21 protein-coding genes and 4 pseudogenes are annotated in these 26,473 nt (G+C 41.8%); 6 read left to right on the top strand and 19 right to left on the bottom strand.

The genetic code is table 11. The features are described from left to right. Positions 1–91: 91 nt before the first annotated feature. The 4 genes from OCU60_RS18170 to OCU60_RS18155 form a co-directional block, all read right to left on the bottom strand. Positions 92–811, bottom strand: coding sequence for a hypothetical protein (locus OCU60_RS18170; protein WP_205410546.1), 720 nt, complete (start codon positions 809–811; stop codon positions 92–94). 565 nt (positions 812–1,376) lie between these two features. Next, the gene (locus OCU60_RS18165; RefSeq protein WP_074375056.1) at positions 1,377–1,808 is read right to left on the bottom strand and encodes a GNAT family N-acetyltransferase; all 432 of its coding nucleotides are present in this window, start codon (positions 1,806–1,808) and stop codon (positions 1,377–1,379) included. Between the two features lie 31 nt (positions 1,809–1,839). Then, on the bottom strand, positions 1,840–2,361 hold the full coding sequence (locus tag OCU60_RS18160; protein WP_074375055.1) for a GrpB family protein: 522 nt from the start codon (positions 2,359–2,361) through the stop codon (positions 1,840–1,842). A 183-nt stretch (positions 2,362–2,544) separates the two neighbouring features. Beyond that, a complete protein-coding gene (locus tag OCU60_RS18155; protein ID WP_074375054.1) occupies positions 2,545–2,874 on the bottom strand; it encodes a YciI family protein in 330 nt (109 codons plus the stop codon). Positions 2,875–2,997: 123 nt separating this feature from the next. On the opposite strand from OCU60_RS18155, the pseudogene OCU60_RS18150 reads away from it, so the two are divergent. Next, a pseudogene (locus tag OCU60_RS18150) lies at positions 2,998–3,207 on the top strand (IS110 family transposase); the annotation flags it as partial. Continuing rightward, a pseudogene (locus OCU60_RS18145) lies at positions 3,188–3,801 on the top strand (transposase); the annotation flags it as partial. The pseudogenes OCU60_RS18150 and OCU60_RS18145, both read left to right, overlap by 20 nt. Before the next feature lie 461 nt (positions 3,802–4,262). Here the strand turns inward: OCU60_RS18145 and OCU60_RS18140 are convergent. Next, positions 4,263–4,850 (bottom strand): hypothetical protein, encoded by a 588-nt coding sequence (locus OCU60_RS18140; RefSeq protein WP_074375053.1) that lies wholly within the window; start codon positions 4,848–4,850, stop codon positions 4,263–4,265. Further along, positions 4,840–5,211, bottom strand: coding sequence for a hypothetical protein (locus OCU60_RS18135; RefSeq protein ID WP_074375052.1), 372 nt, complete (start codon positions 5,209–5,211; stop codon positions 4,840–4,842). The genes OCU60_RS18140 and OCU60_RS18135 overlap by 11 nt, the downstream gene beginning before the upstream one ends. Before the next feature lie 177 nt (positions 5,212–5,388). On the opposite strand from OCU60_RS18135, the pseudogene OCU60_RS23085 reads away from it, so the two are divergent. Beyond that, positions 5,389–6,737: pseudogene (locus OCU60_RS23085) on the top strand (transposase). Between the two features lie 254 nt (positions 6,738–6,991). On the opposite strand, the gene OCU60_RS18120 reads toward OCU60_RS23085, so the two are convergent. The 3 genes from OCU60_RS18120 to OCU60_RS18110 all read right to left on the bottom strand — a co-directional run bounded on the left by OCU60_RS18120 (position 6,992) and on the right by OCU60_RS18110 (position 8,741). Beyond that, the gene (locus OCU60_RS18120) at positions 6,992–7,420 is read right to left on the bottom strand and encodes a hypothetical protein (protein WP_139302173.1); all 429 of its coding nucleotides are present in this window, start codon (positions 7,418–7,420) and stop codon (positions 6,992–6,994) included. Positions 7,421–7,713: 293 nt separating this feature from the next. Continuing rightward, on the bottom strand, positions 7,714–8,172 hold the full coding sequence (locus tag OCU60_RS18115; protein ID WP_074375050.1) for a hypothetical protein: 459 nt from the start codon (positions 8,170–8,172) through the stop codon (positions 7,714–7,716). A 95-nt stretch (positions 8,173–8,267) separates the two neighbouring features. Continuing rightward, positions 8,268–8,741 carry a GrpB family protein gene (locus OCU60_RS18110; protein WP_074375049.1) on the bottom strand — a complete coding sequence of 158 codons (474 nt, stop codon included), beginning with the start codon at positions 8,739–8,741 and terminating at the stop codon, positions 8,268–8,270. Positions 8,742–8,832: 91 nt separating this feature from the next. Between OCU60_RS18110 and OCU60_RS18105 the strand changes: the two are divergent. Beyond that, positions 8,833–9,859: pseudogene (locus OCU60_RS18105) on the top strand (IS110 family transposase). 392 nt (positions 9,860–10,251) lie between these two features. Here the strand turns inward: OCU60_RS18105 and OCU60_RS18100 are convergent. The 8 genes from OCU60_RS18100 to OCU60_RS18065 all read right to left on the bottom strand — a co-directional run bounded on the left by OCU60_RS18100 (position 10,252) and on the right by OCU60_RS18065 (position 19,375). Then, positions 10,252–11,112, bottom strand: a complete 861-nt coding sequence (locus tag OCU60_RS18100; protein ID WP_074375048.1) for a hypothetical protein — start codon at positions 11,110–11,112, stop codon at positions 10,252–10,254. Between the two features lie 467 nt (positions 11,113–11,579). Continuing rightward, a complete protein-coding gene (locus OCU60_RS18095; protein WP_074375046.1) occupies positions 11,580–13,334 on the bottom strand; it encodes an ATP-dependent nuclease in 1,755 nt (584 codons plus the stop codon). A gap of 521 nt (positions 13,335–13,855) precedes the next feature. Then, on the bottom strand, positions 13,856–14,725 hold the full coding sequence (locus OCU60_RS18090) for a HEPN domain-containing protein (protein WP_261854754.1): 870 nt from the start codon (positions 14,723–14,725) through the stop codon (positions 13,856–13,858). 287 nt (positions 14,726–15,012) lie between these two features. Next, positions 15,013–15,258: a bacteriocin immunity protein gene (locus OCU60_RS18085; protein ID WP_074375120.1), complete on the bottom strand. Its 246-nt coding sequence runs from the start codon at positions 15,256–15,258 to the stop codon at positions 15,013–15,015. Positions 15,259–15,266: 8 nt separating this feature from the next. Then, a complete protein-coding gene (locus OCU60_RS18080; protein ID WP_261854753.1) occupies positions 15,267–16,832 on the bottom strand; it encodes an S-type pyocin domain-containing protein in 1,566 nt (521 codons plus the stop codon). Between the two features lie 456 nt (positions 16,833–17,288). Beyond that, on the bottom strand, positions 17,289–18,170 hold the full coding sequence (locus OCU60_RS18075) for a HEPN domain-containing protein (RefSeq protein WP_261854752.1): 882 nt from the start codon (positions 18,168–18,170) through the stop codon (positions 17,289–17,291). Between the two features lie 221 nt (positions 18,171–18,391). Then, a complete protein-coding gene (locus tag OCU60_RS18070; protein ID WP_074372038.1) occupies positions 18,392–18,775 on the bottom strand; it encodes a hypothetical protein in 384 nt (127 codons plus the stop codon). 12 nt (positions 18,776–18,787) lie between these two features. After that, on the bottom strand, positions 18,788–19,375 hold the full coding sequence (locus tag OCU60_RS18065) for a DUF6036 family nucleotidyltransferase (protein ID WP_074372037.1): 588 nt from the start codon (positions 19,373–19,375) through the stop codon (positions 18,788–18,790). 1,400 nt (positions 19,376–20,775) lie between these two features. Here OCU60_RS18065 and OCU60_RS18060 point away from each other — a divergent pair. Beyond that, on the top strand, positions 20,776–20,967 hold the full coding sequence (locus tag OCU60_RS18060; protein WP_074372036.1) for a hypothetical protein: 192 nt from the start codon (positions 20,776–20,778) through the stop codon (positions 20,965–20,967). Between the two features lie 281 nt (positions 20,968–21,248). Next, the gene (locus OCU60_RS18055; RefSeq protein WP_074372035.1) at positions 21,249–21,449 is read left to right on the top strand and encodes a hypothetical protein; all 201 of its coding nucleotides are present in this window, start codon (positions 21,249–21,251) and stop codon (positions 21,447–21,449) included. Positions 21,450–21,523: 74 nt separating this feature from the next. On the opposite strand, the gene OCU60_RS18050 is transcribed toward OCU60_RS18055, so the two are convergent. Next, positions 21,524–22,684: a sialate O-acetylesterase gene (locus tag OCU60_RS18050; RefSeq protein ID WP_074372034.1), complete on the bottom strand. Its 1,161-nt coding sequence runs from the start codon at positions 22,682–22,684 to the stop codon at positions 21,524–21,526. 125 nt (positions 22,685–22,809) lie between these two features. After that, positions 22,810–26,040 (bottom strand): non-reducing end alpha-L-arabinofuranosidase family hydrolase, encoded by a 3,231-nt coding sequence (locus OCU60_RS18045; RefSeq protein WP_083602585.1) that lies wholly within the window; start codon positions 26,038–26,040, stop codon positions 22,810–22,812. Positions 26,041–26,473: the final 433 nt, after the last annotated feature.

Genomic DNA, 26,473 nt, shown 5'->3' with positions numbered 1-26,473 from the left:
TCGAATTTAAGGTGGTGCATAACGTCAACATAAACGGCGCGAGTTTTTTTGCGTGTCCGGCGACCGATAGGGAGCGAATTTAATGTGCTTGTTAGCCGTGTGTTTGGAGGGTCATGTTTGACATACGCTTACCAGCTAGCCACTGTTCATATGTTATAGCGGTAGCCCAAGCAACATCATCAGCCATGTGCTGCATAGGAATCATGCTTTCTGCTTGCTCATAGAGCTGAATCAGACTCTTTACCTTTGATGTCTTACCCCAACGAATTTTTTGCTTATTAGCTTCCAAAGAGGTTTGCATTTCACTTCTATCCGGTATGAAAAGAACCTCCATTTCACCATCTGCATTAAACGTTACATCTTTCAATGTACCATCATCTGCCTGCCAAACAGCATGGCGCTCACCCTCTATATAATTAGGTTTGTTATACCAAACTTTATATCCAAAAAGGATCTTCCCACCATGTTCTTCGATGTACTTTTTGACATTAAGATCACAACATGACTGCCTCGACCAGTTCTCAGGCTCAACATTTAATAAAACAGGCGCATTATCACTAATAGCCTTACAAAAGGCTGTAATATTGTCATCAATTTCAGTAGGCGTTGTTAAATCATTTGGATTAAATAATTTTTCAATTTCTTGATTCATACGCATAGCTTCTTCGGAGCTTTCTGGCATATTCATTGTACCTGTAGAGTTTTGCGGTGAACCTTTAAGCGCTTTTTTCTTTTTTTTTATCTCGTTTGGCTTTGCTATTTTTACCCATGTTACTACTCCTATTAAACTTTCAATTATACTGAAACGCATAACAGTTTATTATACAGAACCACTCTATGGGAATACTTCGGTATAACTTACCGTCCCTCGATGAACTTTCTGTCCTAATCGCATGAAAATACAGACAAAATGCCAGTAACAAATATCATTACATCAGAAATCACAGCATTGTGCTGTCTAATCTGCGCACGAATGATTCACCAGTGCTACCACCATTCGGAACATCTCGTATAAGTGCCATTTGTTCTCGAATAAGCATCGAAACACCAACATAGCATTGAATAAGTTGCAGAAAATCGCCAGAAAAAATTGACATAAACATGACATTTTTTTGATATGGATAAGATTTGTACAAAATTGCAGCGTTTTAACAATCAGTGGAAATTGTGATGCGGTGGTTTAGTGCGCGATGACATTCCTGAGTTTAGTAACTCATTTAGCTTCAAAAAATGTTTCACCCAATTCAAACCACCCAACCAAGAAAACCATTCTCCCGTGAATGATTTTCTTGGTTTAGGGATCTATTGGAATTAGATTAAAATGCCAAGTGTTGGGAAGATAGTGAAACATTAACGATTGACGTCATACTCGTTTATTACCCATCTTGAACCCCAACCATTGAAAAGTGGTGACTCGCGATATTGAAACCTTCGCGTAAATAGAATTTATGTGCGGGAAAACGCTGAACACCAGAATCCAGATGAATTTGCTCACAGCCAGTTTCTAAGGCGTACGTTTTAAACCAATCAATTATGAATTTTCCAACGCCACGCGAACGAAATTGAGAGTTAGTCACCAAGTCTTCAATGTAAATGTGCTTACCCCAAGCTAGCTTCTCACCGACACTAAATCCTGCTACGGCCAGTACACCTTCTGATGATTTAACATAAACGACTTTGTAACCATTCAATTGCTGTTTATCGATCTGACGAGATAAAGTATCTACATTGTAATTTGGGCGAAGTTGTAACATTACCTCTAGGGCTGATTCATAATCAGAATTTTTCTCTAAGAATCGAACTTCCATGTTTTCTCCATTTTGACGGCATGGCCTCTTGTTATGTAAATTTCCACCGGACTGCCTTTGCTTCATATTCTTTTATAAAGCTATTTTTGTAATCAATATAAACATCTATGTCATTGTTACAAATTTCTGCACCCGCCTTTTTTATTTCTCCATACTTGAACGCAATATTTGGGAACGCTCTTAAATAATCTCGAAATGCGAGATGTCTTTTAACTTCTGGCGAATCTGCTAAAAATGCATGGACTTGATGAGTTCGTTGTATTCCGCCTTTTTGGAAATAACGGCGACCTTTGATACCAAACTCTCCCTTCACCAAATATCCCAGAGAAGCCATATTTTCTGATTCATCATCTAATGTATCAAGGCTTTTTACTTCCAAAAGGATATCGATAATTGGTTTAGCACATAATCCTTTAACCGATGTACTGCCTATGTGATGTATTGCATGAATATTAGCGGCGGTTAGAACAGAACTGATTAGATCTTTTTCTCTAGCAAAATCGACAACCCACTGCGGCTGATAATCAATGACTTCAATAATCCTTTGACTCATAACTTCCTATTTACCTAACACTGAGCGAAGCCGCGCATTCACTTAACTAACAACAAAACAAAACTAACGTATGCGCCGGACATTTATGCGTCTGCTTGAGCGTCTTGTATCCTCTGATGGCTAACGCTAGCAACAGCAGCAAACTAGAGCCTAAGCGATTAGTTTGTCTGATAATTGCTTTTGTTACGTTTGTGAGCTAGCACGATTAGCTTCTGTTTGCGGATCTGCTATTAACCAGTTATTCATGGCGTTTGCTTCTATTAATTCTTTTACCACCAACTCACCATAATAGCCCTGACTTACAAATGGATCTGATTGAACAATTTCCTTAGCTGCCTCTAAGCTATCTGACATTATTACTTGAATTGCTGAATCATTGTCCGAAAACGGACCGCATAACACCAAAACTCCAGACTTCTCTTGGGCCTTAAGATAGCTTACATGCTTACGTAAAAGTTCATCGCTGAATAACTGTCTATTTTTCTTAGACAAAATTGCCACATACTTATTCATATACTTCCTTTTCCTTTGAACATAGACATAATGACTCCCCACGAGGCTAGCCTCCAATTCCGTGGGTTAGTGTAAAACCAGATCCATAATTAGTGTGTCAACAACTAAATCATGGAAGCTAGCATGATTGAACATAGCATAGTTTTTATAGGGCTGGACACTCATAAAGAGTTTATTGAAATCGCCTATATCGAGGAGCAGCGCGGAACGACACCTATTCATTTCGGGCGTATATCAAGCTCTAAGGTGGCTATTAAAAAGTTTGCCCGTCAATTTCAAACTAAGTATCCCTCTGCCACACTCCATTTTGTTTATGAAGCGGGGCCATGTGGTGAATACCAATAGTCAGTACAACTTACCCGCGACCGAACTTAATCTAAAAAATATTTCCGCCAGACAAAAACTCCGAGCGCAATTCCAAGACCCGATTGTTCAGCGCAATATCGATATGGATATGTCCATCCTTGATTTCTATGCAAAAGAGCTCGCGCAAGTTGAATGGTTTATTGAACAACAAGCGAAAGTCCACAATCCTATTTATCTTGAGCGGCTCAGAACTGTTGCCGGTATCGGCAAAATATTATCACTTACTATTTTATATGAAATTGATGATATCTCCCGATTTGAATCCGTTCAAAATTTTGCGTCTTATTCCCGCCTAGTTAGATGCAAAGCCGAATCAACGGGAAAAACCTACGGCACTCAGGGAAATCGAATCGGTAATGTCCATCTTAAATGGGCCTTCTCTGAAGCAGCCGTGCTGTATTTACGCGGTAACGAGAAAGCCCGTAACTACCTTAATCGATTACAGAAACGAATGAGTAAAGCTAAAGCGTTATCTGCACTGGCGCATAAACTTGGACGCTGCGTCTATTTCATGCTGAAAAACAAAACGGGTTTGATGAACAACGACTCTTAAAAGGATAAGTCGCGCAATAAGGTGAGCTGAACGTCTAATTAGATAAAAGCGAGCACCACTGTGAATAATGCGGTCAATGAAGCATGATTTCATTTTTCATCATCACTGTGCCATCAACGTAAGCTACGTCGCCTTGATTAGACACCTTATTGTCGCGCACTCAATACAATCAACAAAATCGTTTACACCTTAAATGAGCCTGAAACTAACTGTACATAAAGCACCTGAACTTGAGTAGTGCCATCTTAGGGTTAACCGATAAATGTCTAGTGCCCCTGCTCTTTCAATGGAATGAAAAATGACAGGCTGCGGTAAGACCGTAATAAGAGAGCCTCTATATGTGTTTGCTGTAAACGATGATTAACAGCCGTATGACAGACGAAGTAAATGCATTTGTTGATCTGACTAACAAAAGCCGGATTAGTTAAATTCGTCTATTGACAGGCAGAAGGCTCATATGTGTTAGTCGTTATTTTGAAAAAGACACGTTTCGCACATATACAACAATATCCTTGCTATCATTCAACTCATATACCAATCGAATTGCGGAAATCGCAGTTGAGTTAGCGTTTGGCAAAGGGAACTGCAAATTTACAACAGTTGGTATATTTGAGATTAGTCTTTTATGGACCTCTGCATATTTAGGAAATCTTGACTCTACTCCCCCTACGTTTGCGTGTTTCACTGTGCTTTCGAAGCCAGACTCATCAAATATCTTGGAATTTTTATCTAACTCGAAAACCAAATCTGAATCCAAGCTAGTTATTCTAATTTCACAATTTACATGCCTTGACTTTTTGCAGCTTATGACATCGAAAACAATCCCGGATTGCTCTACAGATTGTTGAGACGAGAATGTCATTTTCTTACCTAGCTGAGTAACAACATCAACATTTCCATTCCCCCGTTCATTTTCTAGATTTGACATTCTGCTTTCCAGGCATTTTAGGGCAGCCTCAATATCGCCAATTTTTTCTATAGAATCTGGCAGTTCACAGGCAGCAACTGACTTACAAAAAGCAACACCTAAGATGATGGCGAAGATCTTATTTTTCATTACGTTCCTCAAACAGACAATTAATGGGCGTGTTTGAGCTAAAACCAAATCTGCAGGGATTTAGCTCATTCTCTTTTTCTTCATTTCCTTTAAAGCTTGGCTGTGCATTACTCGAATATGATGGCATATATTTTAGTTTTCCAGACATAGCGCCATCACTAACTTCGGGAAATGAGTTCTCCTCCGACTCATCCACTGAATCACCTCCCTTTCCTAAAATACGTTCTGTAATAGAAAGGACAAAAATCTCCGTTTTCTTATAGTTTACGACTAAAGTGCTAAAATTCGCTGCAAATGTCGTAATCGCGGTCGTGAAAGTAAGTATTAATATAATTAAACGGAATTTACCTGTGTCTTTCATTACAATCTCACATTACTAATCACAGCTAGAGTTAAAACCACTTACGACTAACGAGCCTGTAGGATTTCTCCCTCACCCGTTCCCAATTCTGATCCTACTTCTATTTCATCACGATATGAGCTTGAACGCATTAACTCCTTGTGATCTAATCTACATTATTCACATTGAGATACGGTCATGCCCAACTTTAAAACCGATCGCTCAAACCAAAACATGTTTGTCCCTGTCATCATTGATGAGCAATTAATTCCGGGAACCATTGAGTACGCCATTTCTCACATCGTCGATAAACACTTAGATTTATCTCTATTTGATGCGCTTTATCATAACGAGAAACGTGGCGCAGCCGCTTATCAACCTTCTATCATGCTTAAAATTATCTTTTACGCCTATTCCCTCGGTATGTTATCGAGCAGACGTATTGAACGAGCCTGCATCAACAATGTCACCTTTATGTGCCTCTCTGGTGATGCAAGACCACACTTCACCACCATCTCAGCCTTCATCGCTAACATGAAAGACACCATTGCACCCTTGTTTACTCAAGTTCTGATGATATGTGATGAACAAGGCCTCATCGGCCGTAATATGTTTGCTATTGATGGCTGTAAAATCTCATCCAATGCCAGTAAAGAATGGAGTGGCACACACGATGAATTGCAGCGTAAAAAAGAAAAGCTACAACGCGCAAGCCAACGTATTATTGAACGTCACCAAAACCAAGATTCGCTCCCGAATGAGATTATCGAACAAGACTTAAAACAAAAACAGAAGCTGGATAAAAGTGCCAGTAAAATTGGAAAGTTTCTCGCCAACAATTGAAACCTGCTGTGCTTGCGTTGCAAGCTCAATTGGATAAACTGCCAAAGACTCATTCAACCATAACCAAATTCACCGCAGACAGTGGATTCCACAGCAAAGCTAACCTCAAATTTTTATCCGAAACGCCATACGACTGTTATGTCACCGATACTGCTTTTCGGAGCCGTAACCCACTGTTCCAAAACAGTGAAACCTATCAGACCAAGCAGGCAAAGAAGCGAAAAAAACGCTCCAAAACAGGAAAAACCTGTTACCCCATTACCATGTTTCAGTTCGACCAAGATGCCCTAACTTGCCGCTGCCCTGCAGGGAAGATGATGCGCCTTAGCAGTAAAAATGCCGTAATAAGCGGAGAGCGTGGCGCTCAGTTTTGCGGCTACTTGAATGATTGCCGACACTGTGCTCTTCAATCTCAGTGCATGAGAAAATCGCTGGGTAAACAGCAAGGCCGACAAGTTTTCTTTATCTACAAAAACACCAAAGACTTTGACCACATGCAAGCAATGAAAGACAAAATCGATAGCTCTGAAGGGAGGCGGCAATACAGTAAACGGCTTGGATGTGTTGAACCTGTTTTTGGCAACATCACTGTCAACAAACAAATGAACCAGTTTACGCTGAGAGGAAGAGAAAAAGTAAACGCCCAATGGGCGATGTTTAGCATGCTTCACAATATAGAAAAACTACGAAATCACATTAAATAGAGGGTAAAACCTCTAAAATCAAAGAAAAAAACCGCTTAACTCCCATCTTGCCGCTGTCTCTTTCCTTGTCATGATAAAGGCCACTATCATCGCGTGGCATTTAAGCCGTTCTCGGCAAGATAAATGACGACAAAAACATGGAAAATCCGCTAGAAATCGAGAAATCCTACAGCCTCAACGCTGAGCTAAGCAACACATTCACTTAACTAACAACAAAACTTAAAAACGCATGCGCCGGACATTTATGCGTCTTGCTAGCTTTTGAAAAACAACACTATCTGCATAACTAATACTAAGAGTAATACAACTGACAAAAAATTAATTTTGAACTCAATCTTTTCTATACGAGAGTATATATCTCTTGGTATCTCATATACATTCGTCGCCACATCATTTTCTGATGTAATCTTGGATATATAATTCACTGCAACACTAAAACCAAAAAAAGCAATCAATAAATTTATAATGTGCAAACGATGAACTAAATCTTTAGATTGTTCTAAAATCTTCTTCTTATGTTTTATTTCATTTTCAAATTGTTTTTTCTGAGAATAAATAATTAAAAATGACTCTTTCTCTTCTTTTAATTTATCAATTTCCAAGTTCAACATCTTAATTTGTGATTTCAAGTTATTTATTTCATATATTCTGCTTTCTTTTATTTCACTAGCCATATCTTGCAAAAAAAGAAATCTATATGTTAAAAATGAGCTTATTATAATTAATACAATAGAAGCAGTAAATAATACCAATCTAGATTTATTGTTTATCCGTGATACGAACCAAAGTACACAAGGGATGATTAAAATTAACACCCCTGCTAAGATTGTTATTGCATCGATAATAGTAATAATATTCTCCTTAGAAAGCTAACGCTGCCAACACGTGCAGCTTTGTAGTGAAGGCAAAGCCATGCACAAAAAGCGCGGCCGCAAGGCTGCCCAAGCCACGCAGTGGCTGATGTTGCTTGGCCTTGTTAACCATTTTGATTGGCGCGACGCATGTTGAATAGCATTTTTTCATTAACTATTTTGCGTGTTCCTAGCTGTTTTACTGATAGGTTTCTTTTACGCATAGTATCTATAGAAAAATTATATTCCCACTCATTAATCCAGCCGCTTCTATAAGCATGATCTATGGCCTCCACATTAAGTGACTTTTCATTGTCTTTACGGACACGTTTAACCGCTTGAAATATTTTGTCAGAAGGTAGGCCTATAAATTTTTTAACACAGCAATTACCTACAATTGCTTGGTTTTTATTTTGCTTATTCTGTAAAACACATATTTCAATAATTGGAAAATGGCCGCACAAACAGCGCTCAGGCTCATCGGCTTCATAGATTTGCGCCAATGACCATTCAAGCTTCGCAACATCCCAAATGCTAGACACTGAAAGACCTATGATTTCCTTAGTAAGCTTGAACCCAGACATATCTCTCCTTGATGGTTAATGCCTTGCTCACCGGAAAATTAGGAGCGTAGCGATTAATTTTTCCGTGTGCAGTGACTTGTATGGATAATAACTTGTTATGCCTGTCCTAAAACGCGCTCAATAAAAGCTGACTTTTTTCGACGATACTCTTCGTGAGACCAACCTGTACAAGACATTTTGAGCTCATTGTATTGTTGAACCAACTCAGGGCTTTCGCGGAGCTTGTCCCTAAACCTCACAAAGAAGTCAAATTCTGAGCCGTTCGCTACGACTTGGAAAGCGACGTCTTCACCTGAGCTATTTTCCAGCATGCAAAGCTCTGGAGTTCTTAGCGTATTGGATTTTTCATTGAAACCTAAAGTAGAAAGTAACTTTACTGCTTCCTCTAGCTCGTTACCGTTAACACCAACAAGTATGTCCAAGTCTCCCTTAGATATAGTATTAGGGATAGAAGAAGCTCCAATATGCTCAATTGTTGCGTCTGGAAGTAAAGCCGCTATCTCAAGTTCGTACTTACGGTAGAGGTTTTCACAAGATGCCAGATATTCATCTGGTTGGTAAAACTGCATATTTTCTCCCAAAAGGCATAACGAATGACATGGATTCCCCCTCCCGAGGATCTGCCACACTTACGTGGTACTTATTAGAACCGGAGGCACCATGTCTGATTATTCTTATTTTGGCGGTATCGACTTAGCGAAAAACCATTTCAGTATCCATGTCGTTAACTCGAAAAATAAAGTGATTCTTCATAAATCCGTTACCCGCTCTAACTTACTGACTACGATAGCAAACATGCCACCTATGCGTATAGGACTCGAAGCGTGTGGTGGTGCACATTATTGGGCAAGAACGCTTAATAAATTAGGTCATGATGCTCGTATTATGGCAGTTAAGTATGTTGTTCCCCATAGAACTAAAGGCAAAAATGACCTCAATGATGCCGTTGCTATTTGCCAAGCCGTCCAACATGCATCGACTCGTTTCGTTCCTGTAAAGTCTCCTGAACAACAAGCCATACTGTCTGTTCATCGAATGCGTGAGCATTGGGTTCGCGAACGCACCGCTTTAATGAACCGTATACGAGCATTACTTTCTGAATTCGGTCTCATTATTCCAGTCGGACGCTCTTCTTTAATGAAACAAGTGCCTCTCATGTTGGAAGTGGCTGAAAACGAACTCCCACACTTAGCTCGAACCGTTATTGCTGACGCTTACGACCATCTTGAACAACTCAACCAACGTATTGCGGATACTGAACAAGTATTCGATTCCTTTGCAAAGGTGAGCGATAACGTCCAGCGTATTATGAAAGTCAGAGGTATTTGGACCTCAAACCGCAACCGCCATTTTAGCCTCGATTGGCAATGGCTCACAGTTTGATAAAAGCCGAGATTTCTCTGCCTGGTTGGGGCTAGTTCCTAAACAATATTCGACGGGCGGCAAAACTAGATTCGGCAGGATAACCAAACACGGAGACAAGTATCTACGGACCTTGCTTGTCCATGGTGCTCGAACCGTCATCGCGAATTTAGGCGACAAGCAAGATAGGCTCAGCCAGTGGTGTCGAGGGGTCCTAGAGCGACGGGGAATGAATCGAGCCATTGTCGCTCTAGCCGCCAAAAATGCTCGAATAATCTGGTCGCTATTGCACAACCAAACACAATATGAAAATTACACGGCTTAAGTAACCATTAATCCAAGCAGAGTCACAAGAGTACACCCACCGGGTCATAGCAGACGCAATGGATGGAGATAGGTTAAGACCACTAGCGGAGAGCCTGTTAATGCGGCGGACATATGAGATGTCATCTAACGAATAAGGCACCGCAGTCGCGCAAAGTCATCAGGGTCACGATGTTGCGAACCATCGATATAAAGACCGAATGTAGAGCGGCAGTCCAAAACCAATCGCTTTGAAGTTAGCGGATGTTTGACAACCGGGGGAATCCATGTAGCCGCATTAAGGTGTGAGCGGCGCGGCCACGAAACTAAACCATACCACCTTAAACACGAAACCCAACGATGGAATGAAAAATACCAAGCGTTGGGAATCACTCTTAAATGCTTGTATGGCTATTAGAAGTACGGGAATTTTTCTTGTCTCGCTGCTTTTGATTTTTCCTGCATTTTGATTGGAGAAAAGTCATTCCAATACGCCCGACCAGACTCTGGATCAAATACCCAAGGATTATCCAAAGCCTCATAGTCACCAAGTTCACGCCCTCTTAGATAAATGCTCTGTTCATCGTGAGGTTTATTCATTGGCCAATAGACTGGAATATGTTGTTGATTCATATTTGGATAAATCTTTGAAATCTGGGGAGCCCCACCAATTTCATGGAATTTTCCAGATGACAGTACATCAAAAAAGACGTCAGACGGGATCATGTCAAGTTTGAAGTGTTTTCCCTCATGTTTTTTCTCTATCCGTGAGACTTCACCAGCAATAGCACTAACTGGGTCTTTGTCTCCTATAATTGCAAACAATTCACCATGAATTTTTTTTATAGCCTTAATTTCAAAAATTTTCTTATTAGCGTTAAAGACAATCTTATTTACTATATAATCCTGTTTGCGCACAGAGTAGCCTGCGAGAATGAATGAACATTCAGGAATTTCCAATGATGGGTCGGCAGCATCAGAAACAAAATTCAGCGAATCATTTAGTACCCTAACTACTTTCTTGCGAACATCTAGAAAGTCTACAACTCTCTCTCTCAGATTAACAAACGATTCGACATATGAAGTAATCTGAGAAATTAAAGGGTAAGTCCAAGCAGTGTCCCCTGCAAAGGCAACTATTGCATCACTTCTCCCCATGCTGAAAATTTTCGGCCCATAGTCCCAAAACTTTCCACCACTGAGCCTACTATCTGACATGATCCAGAGTTCACGCCCAGTTTTCGTTTTTCTGGTCCACGAAACGACAACAGTCATAATTTTCCTTAAATATTCATATGTAAAATGTGCACATGATGGAACCTAACTCAGCCAGCAGAGGCGCAGCTTTGCTGCGTCCTGCTGACTGGCCTTGTTAAATTTCATTTTCTGTAAAAAACCTGATAAATAAAGATGCCCACGTTTACTAATGCGATGACAATATTGAAAACGGCTATACGATTGTTCGACTTGCTGACTTCTTGAATCTGCTTATGCTTGAGTAGATCAATTTTTCGCTCATGTTCTTTGACTGCATCAGGATCACCGAATCCCCCGCCTTGCTCATGAATACTCACCAGCTCATCTAGCTCTGCTTCAATTTTTTAGATCTACTGAACACTCGAATCCCTCGTGAAATATAACGCCGCAAACAGTGGCGCTTTCACCAATGTTGCAGCAACAAAAAACCTTTAAACAACAAGCAACCAAGCGTTAAGCGTCCATTGATTTGCTTTGTTAAATGTCTAGTTTCGTATCCACTCAACTAGATCTAAGATAGACTGGTGATCCGGGCATGACGCAGCTAAACCATTTTGATTTACATCATTTTTAAATTGTGCCCATGCACTTTCATCCTTTGATTGAGTACCTATATGAGCCTCAATTGCCCCCAAAGTCCAAAGCCAAATACCTTGTGCTTTTAGTACATTATGTAACGATTGTATTTCAGGTTTTGCAACTGCATCATTTGCTAAAATTTCAAACGCCTGTGCAGCTGTGCAATGATTACTATTTTTTGGAAGACCAATACCATTTAGAGTAATGTTATTTGCAGGTGCGATCTGAGCTAAACGCGACTTAATTGCAAGTACTTCTGGTGATGTAGCACCCACAAAACCATCTCGGATAGCACCTGTTAATCCGTAGTCTAAATCGCAGATTGCTTTTGCGGGCAAATCCATTGCTACCAAAATTTCTAATGACTTTTTAGTATCATTCACGCCACTTTGAGCGACCAACGCTCGTTTCTCTTGCCCCATCGTTTTCGAACTGGCTTTCTTAAACAAAAAGGGAAGAAGTCTAAGTTCAGTCTTCCCCTCAGTAAGAACAACATTTTCGGCAAAGAGTACTTGGGTTGAATGAGAAAGACTGAACAACTGTTCCATTTGATGAACTGAGTTCGGAACAACCTTTTGTATTGCATCTGCTAGGCGTAGCCTAGTATATGTACCTTGCTGATCATTTTTACGTATAAGTAATGTTGTTTCAGCCAATTCAGGCGTGACCATCTGAGCTGAGTGAGTCGTAATAACTACCTGATAACCTGAATTGGACAACGAAGTTAGAGCCTCTCTAACTTGCTCAATAGCAAAAGGATGCAAATATAGCTCTGGTTCATCGATTAATAACAGAGTAGTTAAATCGGGAACATTACGTTTTACTTCCGCAAGGTACTGGACTAATGCCATTTGTATAGAGCGTTGCGCACCATGCCCATAAGACGTAAAATCTCGACCGTCACCTTGCCCCTCAAATACCTTTAATGTACCCGCTTTAATTAATTCATCAATCGTAGGAGTTTCGAAGTGTAACTTTACACTCATTCCAGGAAACAGCTCTGTCACCTTAGCATTTACGTTCGTGTCAATATTAGAAAACTCCACAAACCTCATGTCACCATCACTTGAGATTCTTCTGCTAACTTCAGATAAATGAGTGTTAAGATCTTGCTCATGGGCCTGTCTGACAGGTTCAATAAATTGTGCTAATAACTTACCAATCGTTGTAGTGTTTTTCGATTTTGATGCATCTTCCGCAGCGTTTTCCATTGCCCCAATACGAATAGGTTCAGGAAGCAATGCATTTATAGCATTGTCTATACCCGTAGGGTTAACTACCCACTGGGAAGTTGCGGGATCTTTTACAGATAGTTTTATATCAGCTGCTTTAGCCGCCGGTACTAGCTGGACTCGCCTAATACTGAGTACCCCATTATCAACATACTTCTCTATCGATTTCTTCTGCTTATCAGGCATGATATCTAACAAAGCCTGAGATACTCCATGAATATCTGCCTCAACTTCAATTGGACTGGCAGGATCATTGAAATCTTGTTCAGATAAACTCGACTTTCGAAGTAACCATTGTAGAGCCGATAAACAATTTGATTTGCCTGCGTTGTTATAACCGACTAAAGGAGTTAGCCCTGAAAGCTGTAAACTAGTATTGATACATGATTTGTAATTTTTGATTGTTACATCAGTTATTTGCAGAGCCATTGCTCCTCCTGATTGGTGTACATTAGCCGAAAGACATTTAACAATTTATTATACAGAATCACTCTATAGGAATACTTCTGTATAACTTACTGACACTCGATGATTTTCTGTCCTAATCGCATGAAAATACAGAAAAAACACCAGTAAAAAATATCATTACATCAGAAATCACAGTACAACGCTGTCTAATTTGCTCACAAATGATTGACTAACATTCCCACCACCATATACATCTCGTATAAGCGCCATTTGTTCTCGAATAAGCATCGAAACACCGTACATAGCATTGAATAAGTTGCAGAAAATCGCCAGAAAAAATTGACATAAACATGACATTTTTTTGATATGGATAAGATTTGTACAAAATTGCAGCGTTTTAACAATCAGTGGAAATTATGATGCAGTGGTTTGATGCGCGATAACGTTCCAGAGTTCAGTGACTCATTTAGCTTCAAAAAATGTTTCACCCAATCCAAATCAACCACTCAACCAAGAAAACCATTCATGAATGGTTAGGCGGATTAGATCCGCGCCAAACAAACCCGTTCAACCAGCGCTTTTAACTGCAACACTCGCCCTTCGAGATAAGCCAGCTCTTCTACGGTGATTTCATAATGCTCCGAATAACGGGCTTCGATATAGGCCCGTTGCAGGCGTCGGAAGCTGCGACGGTGGAATTTATTGTCGAGAGGGAAAATCATCTTAAACTCTGGCTCGATTTGCGCACACAATTTACTCAGTTTTTCGATATTGTGGGACTTGGGTAAGTTGGTACATGTGAGTAATACACAGGCCAAAAAGCGTTCTGTCGATTGATGCAGGAGAAAAGCGGCTTCCGTAATCCAATTTTTAGCTGCCGTTTCTTGATAAATAATAAAAAACTGAGATGCACTTTTAAGCCATTTCTCATAATGCTTGCGAGCAATCTCCCGTTTTTCGGCCTCGGTTAAATCCCCCGGCTCAATCAGCGGCTTCGGTGTTGCGGCAAACAGTTCAATCCCTTCTTCACGAATATCCTTAAAAAAATAGTGACCTTGTTGCAACCGTTCATTCACTTCCTGCAAATCATGGACAATCAAACCAAGCGGCGCGGATTTTACTTTGCGATCAATTTGCTCTTCCGCCCGTTGCCAGACCGCATAATCCTCCACCAAATCGGCTTTGTTGACGATCACCAGAATATCGTAATCGCTGATGTAACCATTGATCGGATCACTGACCCAATTGCCTTTGGCGTGGCTGCCGAACAGAATGATTTTCAGGATACGAAACTCGCTTTTACTCCCCGTTTTACCTTCGAGATAGTCGTCCAGCGTATCGCGCAGAATGGTCGAGATCGTCGCAAGCTCTTGCTGTTTAAATTCAGGCAGGTGATCGAGAGATGTTTTCATAAAACGTGCTTCGCTTTGGTAGACAACATGGCTATAGCATAAAAGAAGCGTTCGGCAAAAAACACTGTTTATCATAGTATTAGCATTGTTCAGGGGTAAAATGCGACGCGGTTCGTTTTTATTTCTTTCCCCGATGATTGTCTCAGGCTTTGGCTTCGAGGTGTGACGCATAATGCCTTTCTCTGGAATCTGAGACAGCGACGTCTTGTGCGCCCCAGTGCTTAATTTGAATGATGTGAAACATCACTCAATTGACCGATAGACTCAGTGGAAAATAAAAGACCGAATCAATCCTTAAAGCATGGTAATCCTTGCGAGGTTCTCCATTGTTTGACAATCTCAACAATGCGCTCGGGGGTTGCATCTGCCGGATCATCTGGATAGTAAATTAAGTCTGAACCATCTGGGTGCTCTGTTAACTTACAAAACATCCTTACCATTTTTGTATGAGTTTCTTCATTTCCTGCTTTTACGGAAATTATATCCTGAACCAATTTCAGAAATTCAGTTTCCGTATATTCTTCAATGCCCATTGTATAATTTATCCCTTGTTTGAATGGATTCGAATATGATTTTTTGGTGTCGTAATTGTCATATTATCAACATCATACACCGAGCCACCATACTGAATCTCTTCAACGTGGTGAATTTCGTATTTCTCTCTACCACCGACTTGCTCTTTAAAACGAGGAAACGGAGCAAAACCGTTTTGAATCAGTTCTTGATTTCCTTCATTAAACTGTGATGAAAGAACTTCATCCTGACTTACAGCTTTCCAAAACGCTTTCCGAAACCCGTCAAAACTACTGAACTCACGGCCTCTGAGCTGATCCGCAATTTGTGACGGCACCGGTACACCTAACTCTTTCCCGGCGGCTTCCAACCACAGGCCAGTGACATCTTCACCGTTGCCGGTCACAACACCTGACTCGTTACGAGCGCTTTCTTTGTAAACCACATACAACGGTGGTAATCCGGTTTCTGCCGGAAAGGTCAGAATATAGTCTTGTGAATCCGCATCCGCGATCGGCGTGATATAAGTGTTATCAAATGCTTGGCCTTGCTCCGCTTGCGGATGGATCCAGATATCGAACTTTTCCATCTCCGGGATGGGGTTAACCAGAATCGGTTTGCCGCCAAAATCACCGCTAATCGGCACCCATTCAATGGTGACATCCGGCTCTAACGCAACGACAAACTGCTCACCGACCCGTTTGACTTCACGCTTGGGAATCATCGCGCCATTGACGTGATAGCCGTAAATCCGGCCTGCCGTATTGAAACCCAAGCGGATATTGGTTTCAACCCTGTCTTTACCGCGAATATCGGCTGCACTGTAGAGCGTACTGTCCGCTAATTGGTTCGGCACAAATGCGGCCAACATTCCGGCTCGCCCGATGATTTTCATCGTCAGCCCCGGCAATTCTGCCAGCGCTGCACCGCCAATGCGCGTTAAAAAAGCGTCTTCAGAAGCAGCACTGATCCCCTGCCCGACGGCAATTGTATAAGCCGCATAATCCCCCAGCGCAGAAAGTGACTCTCGTTGTGTACCGATATCACACGAGCCTCTCGGCACCAGAGCGGATTTGGCGAAACGAGAGGGTTTGACGGGTGGCTGATTAAATGCGTTTTGCCATGCGGATGAAGGCAGTGGGATTGTATCCAACGCCCGTAACCGCTCCTGACGTTGCTTATTCAGACGCGCTGCTAAAGTGAGTTTCACGGGTTCGCGTTCGACATAAGGCTCGGTATAAACAGAAGCGTTGACGCTGCCAGAGTAAGATGAACCAATACCATGATTGACCAACGCCACTCTGGCGGTATAAGCCTTGTAGGCCAGCCCGTCGAGCTGAGGCTCAACCTCGGGATTGACCCGCCAGTATGAATTGCCCCATTCATCTTTATCCCGAATGAGTAACGGAACCGACGGTACATCCGTCAGTAATACCTGATGGCCGCTACGAAGCTGTCCAAGAAAATCGGCAAAGCGCATTCCGGCAGGGATAACGGATTTCACATCTGACTCTCGTAGAGAAGTGAAGTCTCCTTCAACTTGAGCAAATTCATGGCTCATTAGGTTGTAGATTTGAGTGATTTGATCGTTCATTGACGTTGTTGGCTGAGCCGTGATTGTTTTATCGATGGATGCTTATTGATAATTTTATATTCATATGAATTAATAATTATACTCAAATAGGCTTGTAAGTCATATTTGAATTTGGTTTTCTGATAGGGAAAAAGTGATGTTTGGAATGGGGGTAACATGAAATAAAGGGGTATATTAGGTTTGGGACGCAATTACGTTTCTCGGTTTCATTAGCATCTCCGACTGCGCCCCAGTTACTTTTGATGGATGCAAAAGGAACCAAAAGCATCTTTTTTGGGTTCAGTGCGCGTTATCAGGGTCGGATTGATTCGCATCCTGCTCAAGATTTTTTGTTAGGGGATAATTGAAAAATCGTCCATGATTTTTCACCCTGAGTTCAGTGACCAAATTGACTGTTTAAGCATGTTTCACCGCACGCAAATCAACCACCCAACCAAGAAAACCATTCATGAATGGTTAGGCGGAATCAATCCGCATCAAACAAACCCGTTCAACCAGCGCTTTTAACTGCAACACTCGCCCTTCGAGATAAACCAGCTCTTCTACGGTGATTTCATAATGCTCTGAATAACGGGCTTCGATATAGGCCCGTTGCAGACGACGAAAGCTGCGACGGTGGAATTTATTGTCGAGTGGGAAAATCGTCTTAAACTCTGGCTCGATTTGCGCGCACAATTTACTCAGCTTTTCGATGTTGTGGGATTTGGGTAAGTAGTTGGTGCATGTGAGTAATACACAGGCCAAAAAGCGTTCTGTCGATTGATGCAGCAGAAAAGCGGCTTCCGTAATCCAATTTTTAGCTGCCGTTTCTTGATAAATAATAAAAAACTGAGATGCACTTTTAAGCCATTTCTCATAATGCTTGCGAGCAATCTCCCGTTTTTCGGCCTCGGTTAAATCCCCCGGCTCAATCAGCGGCTTCGGTGTTGCGGCAAACAGTTCAATCCCTTCTTCACGAATATCCTTAAAAAAATAGTGACCTTGTTGCAACCGTTCATTCACTTCCTGCAAATCATGGACAATCAAACCAAGCGGCGCGGATTTTACTTTGCGATCAATTTGCTCTTCCGCCCGTTGCCAGACCGCATAATCCTCCACCAAATCGGCTTTGTTGACGATCACCAGAATATCGTAATCGCTGATGTAACCATTGATCGGATCACTGACCCAATTGCCTTTGGCGTGGCTGCCGAACAGAATGATTTTCAGGATACGAAACTCGCTTTTACTCCCCGTTTTACCTTCGAGATAGTCGTCCAGCGTATCGCGCAGAATGGTCGAGATCGTCGCAAGCTCTTGCTGTTTAAATTCAGGCAGGTGATCGAGAGATGTTTTCATAAAACGTGCTTCGCTTTGGTAGACAACATGGCTATAGCATAAAAGAAGCGTTCGGCAAAAAACACTGTTTATCATAGTATTAGCATTGTTCAGGGGTAAAATGCGACGCGGTTCGTTTTTATTTCTTTCCCCGATGATTGTCTCAGGCTTTGGCTTCGAGGTGTGACGCAAATTATAATATTGAAGGAAATCTAAAAACCGCCGAATGGCGGTTGTTTTGTCTATGTATGCCTGTAGTGCCTAGTCTGGTATGGCAACATTGCTCTGAGCATCAGCTTGAGATCACTTTTCAATCCCCACTTTCTCGCATATTTGTCAACTTTGCAGTCATGTGACATGACCGTGGTTTTTCCTATGCGAAATTGACGTGACAAAAGATTCACAACATCAAGCAATTGTTTTTGCTCTGCTGGGGTAACGCAGTTATATCTCATTAATCTATCGAGCAAATAATTGGCAGCCCTCGCAGATCTGGCGTCTAATTGGCTGACATCAGGTACAAAGTTTTCATGCCAAACAGCAAGCGCAACTGACTTAACATCTTCAGATGATGCCTCTTTAAAGTCTCGACTGACCAACCTATCAAATGCATGCTGCGCTTTCATGATAAAACCGGATTAGATACTCTTTAATACTTGTGTAGCATAAGCGATATTGTAACGCAATCGGTCTGGCGTGGGGCTGTAATATAAAGCCTCGCAAGCGCGCTTTGCAAAGGCTTCAATAGAAAAACGTTCAGCAACGTATAGTGACACAATATCATTCACATCATATGAAGTGCATCTGCCTAATTTTGATATAGCAATATCGACTGCGCTCACTAAATAGATATGAATAACTGCTTCACCAGATTGAATGAGAATAGAGTCATCCCGCCAATCTGGGTGAAGATCTGGGATAGCGGGGTTAAATGTGTCATCAAAGGTAAGCGTTCTATGTGTTCCGTCTTCGTCATCATAATCTGCGTCATCTAATTCAACAATTAACTCACTGATATCAAGTCTTCGACTCGCCTCAAGCTCAACATCAAGATCATTACTACCTCTCGCATTCGTATAAATATGAACAGCACAACCACCAAATATAAATGCCCTGATAGTACCACTTGGGAGCGCACCATATTTATCTTCCGCAATATTTGAAATTTCACTTAAAATGTTGAAAACCGCCTTTGCGAGAGGCGTATTTTTATGTAGTGGCTTCACGCTGACACTCCTAATTGTAAGCGGATAAAATCGCTACAACATAAAAGAAGCGTTCAGCAAAAAATACTGTTTATCATAGTTTTAGCACCATGACGGGATAAAATGCGACGCAGTTCGTTTTTATGGTTTTCCTCTATGATTCTCTCAGTCTCCGGCTTCGAGGTGTGACGCATAATGTCTTTTTCTCTGGAATCTCAGGCAGCGACGTCTTGTGCGCCCCAGTTCCTTTTGATAGATGTCAAAAGGAACCAAAAGCATCTTTTTGGGTTCAGTGCGCGTTATCAGGGTCGGATTGATTCGCATCCTGCTCAAGATTTTTTGTTAGGGGATAATTGAAAAATCGTCCATGATTCCCCCCCCTGAGTCTCGTGACCAATCCAGCTTTTGCTATGTTTCACCCAATTCAAACAAACCACCTAACAAAGAAAATCATTCAAGGAAGAATGGTTAGGCTTTTCCGGGCAGGACGCCCGTAAAAGCGGGTTCTGGACAACGTGCGACGCCGTCAAACAAAAAAGATTTTCTGGTGACTCTTGCATCTTGGCAAGAGTTACTGGCGCACAGAGCACCAATGCCGCTGAAATCGAAAAACAAGATTGTGCGTCAAAATTTGGGGCCGGAGGCTGGAAAGATTGAAAGTTGAGGTGCAGCGGTTTGGTGCGCGATTACTTTTGCCGATATCAATGGCATCTCCGAAAGCGCCCCAGAGACTTTTGCCCAGCAGCAAAAGTCCCCAAAAGTGCCTTGAGTTTAAGTTCAGCACACATAATCAGGGTCGCTTTTATTCGCTCCTGCTCAGCTCTTTTGTTAGGGAATTGCTTAAAATTCATCCGTGAATTTTTACCCTGAGAACATCGTTCAATTTAGCTTCATTTTTTCAGTGTTTCATTCCACTCAAATCAACCACCCAACAAAGAAAATCATTCATGGAAGAATGGTTAGGCTTTTCCGGGCAGGACGCCCGTAAAAGCGGGTTCTGGACAACGTGTGACGCCGTCAAATAAAAAAAGATTTTCTGGTGACTCTTGCATCTTGGCAAGAGTTACTGGCGCACAGAGCACCAATGCCTCTGAAACCGAAAAACGAGATTGTGCGTCAAATTTGGGAGCCGGAGGCTAGACTAATAAGACTTGTGATGTAGGTGTTTGGGACGCAATAAAATTCATTGATTTCATTAGCATTTTCGAATGCGCCCCAGTTCCTTTTGATAGATGTCAAAAGGAACCAAAAGCATCTTTTTTAGGTTCAGTGCGCGTTATCAGGGTCGGATTGATTCGCATCCTGCTCAAGCAATCCTGAAAAATCGTCCATGATTTTTCACCCTGAGTTCAATGACCAAATTGACTGTTTAAAAATGTTTCACCGCACGCAAATCAACCCCTCAACCAAGAAAACCATTCATGGAAGAATGGTTAGGCTTTTCCGGGCAGGACGCCCGTAAAAGCGGGTTCTGGACAACGTGTGACGCCGTCAAACAAAAAAGATCTTCTGGTTACTCTTGCATCTTGGCAAGAGTTACTGGCGCACAGAGCACCAATGCCTCTGAAACCGAAAAACGAGATTGTGCGTCAAATTTGGGAGCCGGAGGCTAGACTAATAAGACTTGTGATGTAGGTGTTTGGGACGCAATAAAATTCATTGATTTCATTAGCATTTTCGAATGCGCCCCAGTTCCTTTTGATAGATGTCAAAAGGAACCAAAAGCATCTTTTTTAGGTTCAGTGCGCGTTATCAGGGTCGGATTGATTCGCATCCTGCTCAAGCAATCCTGAAAAATCGTCCATGATTTTTCACCCTGAGTTCAATGACCAAATTGACTGTTTAAAAATGTTTCACCGCACGCAAATCACCCCCTCAACCAAGAAAACCATTCATGGAAGAATGGTTAGGCTTTTCCGGGCAGGACGCCCGTAAAAGTCGGTTCTGGACAACATGCGACGCCGTCAAACAAAAAAGATTTTCTGGTTACTCTTGCATCTCGGCAAGAGTAACTGGCGCACAAGACACCAATGCCTCTGAAACCGAAAAACGAGATTGTGCGTCAAAATTTGGAACCGGAGGCTGGGAAGATTAAAAGGTGAGGTGCAGTGATTACGCGATGACTCATGATGTGGCGACAACCCGAACAATGGGTGTCGCCACTACTGTTTATAATCCACCAAATCCTATAGAGCCATTGCAGTGAAGCCACTCTGAAAATGAACCACCACCACAAGTACCATTGCCCCATACGCCTGTGTTATCGTATTGATCTTCAGCTTGGCGAACAGCACCATTGACGACAATGTAATCAACTTGAACGTCGCGATTGCCGCCATCATTGGTAAAGCCAACACGAATTTCGCCCGTCGCATTTGTATTTACAGTGTAGTCAGCCATATAATTTTTCGCGGTCCAGTTTTTGACTGTGGTCCCGCCGACTTGCAGGTTAACGCTTTCATCACCAACAACGCCACTTAAGCGAACAACGATAGTGTTACTTCCTGCACCATCATCAGCACCAGTGTCCACTAACTGCAACATTTTGGTTGCATAGCGCTTACCCATTTCACGCGCGCCTGCTGAATCAAAATGATATTGATCGTGAATATTCAAACCCGCTGCACTGACAACATGCGCGTTGGTAATCAGTGACGGCAATTGCGCGATTAAACGATTATGGCTAGAGCAACATGCCGGATAAGGCAGTTCACCCGCAATGAAAGGAACATTACCAATCCCCAAATCGTTACGGATATCGGTCACTAATTGCTTAACACGTCCAGGCCAAGCCGGATCACCCGTATTACTTTCACCTTGGTGAAAAATAATACCTTTGATTACCCCTCTCTGCTGCGCTTTACGTGCCAGATCGAGTAGCCATTGATAACCACCATAAAGGTTGTTAGGTGTCGAACCAAAGGTAGGTTTACATGCGTTAAAATCACGACAATTTTTCAGAAAATATTCGATTTTTTGACCGCCATGTGCAGCACCGACTAAACCAATCGTGACCTTGCTGTCAGAATTGTTCGCCATGATTTTGCCAAAATTATCGCCAGGCCCTAAAGCGCCAGAACAACGGACGAGAGGTGGTGATGCGACACGCCATTGACCGTAATATCCGAGGCCCCCACATGACTCGTCTTGTAATACCATGACTCTGGGATTCGTGATACGGTCTTGCGGTTCAACAGGTGATGCACCTTCCATATTTGATTGCCCGACCATCAAGTAAATATGAAAGTTGGGATCAGGCGCTGCCATAGCCGACATCGACATCAAAACAGTCAGTGCAATTAAGCTATATATATTTTTTATATATTTCATAATCATCATCTTAATTTTGTGTTGTAAGATTGAATGTGGCAGTTAAAACATCCACCACCACATCATTATTTTATTCATATCGCCACCGATTATCTGGTGGCGATAGCTTACTGCTTACTGCATGACTACTTGGCGCTGATTAAACCAAGTCTATAAGGTAAACGATTATAATCTGATACGCCTGAGTTTGGATTTTGCCCTTGATACAAATACTGCATATTACAGGCATTAATCTTAAGGGTTTGATCATATCCTGAACGGATCATCTCACCGTGACTAATATCATCCGTCCATTTGCCGCCAGGGAAAGACACATTTGCCGCCCCTGCAAAAGGATTTGATTTGGTATCAGCTAACGGTGTCCAAGGACCATCTAAACTTGTCGATGTCCAAGAGCGGAAATAACGAGGAGAATATGCTTCTACTAATAATAAATATTTATTCGTTCCTTCCACTTTGTAAACGTTAGAGGCTTCAAACAGTCTCGCAGCGGTATCTTGCATCACGACTTCATAACCGGAAAAGTTCGGGAAGTTACCAATCGAGACTTTTGAACGATACAACTTACCGTCGTCGCCAGAGAAGAATAGATGACAATAGTTATCGTCACAGATCACCCAATAATCGATACCATTATTCAATCCATTCCGTAACAATGGTTTAGGCGTTGTCCAACCCGCTGGATTACTAATATCAGTATTAGTCGAATATTTAGCTCCCCATTGGTAAATCATGTACCATTTGTTTTCTGGTTCAAAAAAGAATACTTGAGGTGCAACTGTATTGCCTGCCCGAGTGGTGTTCATATCGACTTGATTTGCAGAACCAGCTTGATTCCAGTCACTAAAGTTTAAGTAAACCCCACCCCAAGTGTTTCTAGCCGTATCAAATACCGTCGCAAATACGTGATATTTATTGTTGTAACGAACAATGGTTGGATCTTTAATTGACGCCCAATTCCGTCTTTGAGGAGAAATGAGCGGACCGGTTGATGTCCAGCTGAATTTCGATTTCAAATCACACGTTTGATTGCCACTGCCAGCTTCACCCCCAATTGAAAAATCATCCGCATAAAAACTCACGGTTTCATTGTCAGATTCAATAATAAAATGCTCAAAAGGTGTACCGCTTTGGGTATAAAAGCCTTGTAATAGCGTCCAGTGATTCGCCGATGCAACAGCAGTCGCAACCTGTTCATACTCATTGTACGTTGAGCTATCACCGTCTTCTTGGCGTTTTGCAGTTAACGTAATGGGTACATCAGCTGAGCCTGCGGCTAATTTAACCCATACAGCGACGTCATATTGATTCCCATTGGTTAAGGAGCCTACGTTAAAGGTAATACCGTGCCAATTTGCAGTGCGTCCAGTAATGAGTACACTTGATGAGCCACTGTGACTTTGTGTATTGCTTAAACGGATAGAGCCGGCCGTTTTAGACCAATTCATTAAGCTGCCTTCTGCACCACCATTGTCAGCAAAGTTATTACTGGGTACTTGATAATCGCCATCATCGCCACTGTTATCATCAGCAAGTAAACGAATATTACCGCTTGCAGCATTGAGTGTGACTTTATCTAATTTAGCACCATCTTCGCGTCGTAAAATCCTGAGTGTGTGATCACCGGCAGCAACGTTATTGAAAGTCTGAAGCGTGATTTTACCCCAGCCATTTGTGGTGGTGTTATTTTGCGTGATCCAATTACCCGAATCTAACTGATAATAAAATGAATCATCGTAACCACCAGCCAATGACGCCAGCATATTAAAACCGACATTCGTGGTTTGAGAAACGTTGAATTTTATTGCCACCTGTCCGCTGGCAGAATTAGAAGGACTACTTAATACTTGATGACTGCCGTTGTTTGGCCATTCAATGTATTTCCCATTGGAAGCGCCACCATCTGATTTAACACTCAGTGGACTAAAGCGATTTTGTCCTGATAAAGACTCTAATTCGACCGCTAATGAGCTACTTCCGGCATTGCCACCGCTGCCGGTAAACTGATACCAGTTTAAGTTATGCCACCCATTCGCGCGCAAATAGACATCATGCACACCGCTTATCGTGGTGTTTAATGCCGTTAATTGGGTTTGCCATGTTTGCCAACCACCGGTGTCATTGATATCAATTGTGGCGACGGGAGAGTTATTAAGGCGATCCAAAATAACGTCTAAACTTGAGCCAGTGTCTGTGGCTGCGCGTAGTTTTAACTCTTGAGCACCGTTGCCAAAGTTAACACCAGATACTTTTATCCAATCACCCGTACCCATCATGATATTCAAGGTACCATCAGACGCGTTCTCAGTTTCTATGCCATTTTCTTCATCAAACATCTCAGCCTGATTGATATTAAATGCATTGACCGTTTTCAGTTGTGGTGCACCAGCGCGCCCGGCATTCACTTGTTTTATGGTACCGTCAGCGTTGTACTCTAAAAGGTCAACATTGACTGAACGCTGAAAAGTACTCGCGCCACGTTCGTTAGCCACAACCCGATTATGATAAAAAATGTAACTTTTACCTTTATAGTCAATAATTGAAGCATGATTGTTATTGAAGTTATTTTCCCATGGATTGGGCAAAACCGTACCTCGGTAGGAAAATCCTGTAGTCGGATTATTACTGGTCATATAATTAATTTTCATGCCCGAACTGGTATCGGAAGAATATGATAAGTAATAAGTGCCGTTATGCTTATGCATATAAAGCGCTTCAAAGAAGTTGGGGACATTGAGGGATATGGCACTGCCACTGGTGCTAATCATGTCATCATTTAATTTGATCACACGGGCATTCCCCTCACCACCGCCACCAAAATACAAATAGGCTTGACCATCATCATCAATAAACACGCTGGGATCAAAGATCCACTGCACACTGCCATTTGGTGTACTGCCATCTACCAAAGGATGACCGAGTGGATCGACATAAGGACCTTCTGGGTTATCAGCAACAGCCACACCAATTGAACCGCCACCATCAGGAAAATATAAATAATATTTCCCATTACGCTCTATAAAATCAGGGGCGTAAGCCAAATTGGCCCAGTTTGTATTCGTTTTAGAATTCCAAATAATGCCGTGATCTTGCCAGTTCACCATGTCATCGGAAGAAAATAAATAATAATCGACCAATTCGTTATAACCTGTTTGAGTATCTTGATCGTGCGTGGTCACTACATAGACCCGCCCATTAAAAACACGGGCGGCAGGATCAGCCGTATAAACATGTGATACAATAGGGTTCGCTGCAAGCGCAGTTTCAGGTACAGTAACACTGCTTGCAAGTACTCCAAGAACAATGGCTGCCGATGCCTTGGCATACATGTTCTTAGAGAGACACTTTATATTCATTGTGTTTTCCTTTTATAAAGTAAACATCCTATTAGCTCGGATTAGATGTTGTGATCTTTCTCGATTAAGGGACTTAATTAAAATAAGGTCACTCGATTCGTTATCAGATTGAAAAATAATAATCTCTAGTCAATTACGTCGCTTAATTGAAAAATTTTAGAGTGGTTATCTTGACTGTTTTGTCAAATAACAGCCGACGTTTTGACGCTAGTCTAAAATGTAGTATTTAGCTTTGAGAGCGCAATATTCATAATTTGTTTATCGGTTATGTTTTTTATTATCTTTGACCCCCGCCACTAATTCCAAACACACGAATAAGTAAATACACAATAATAATTGAGGTATTGATCACAATAAATAAACCACATAAAAATCATACGATTGAATTTAAAAAATAAGCCGCTCTTTTAGTTGAAAAAATCGATGTAAGTCA

Source organism: Vibrio spartinae, from assembly GCF_024347135.1.
Classification (GTDB): Bacteria; Pseudomonadota; Gammaproteobacteria; order Enterobacterales; family Vibrionaceae; genus Vibrio; species Vibrio spartinae.
Note: the sequence above shows the minus strand (reverse complement) of the source record. Positions and strands in the feature narration are given on the sequence as shown.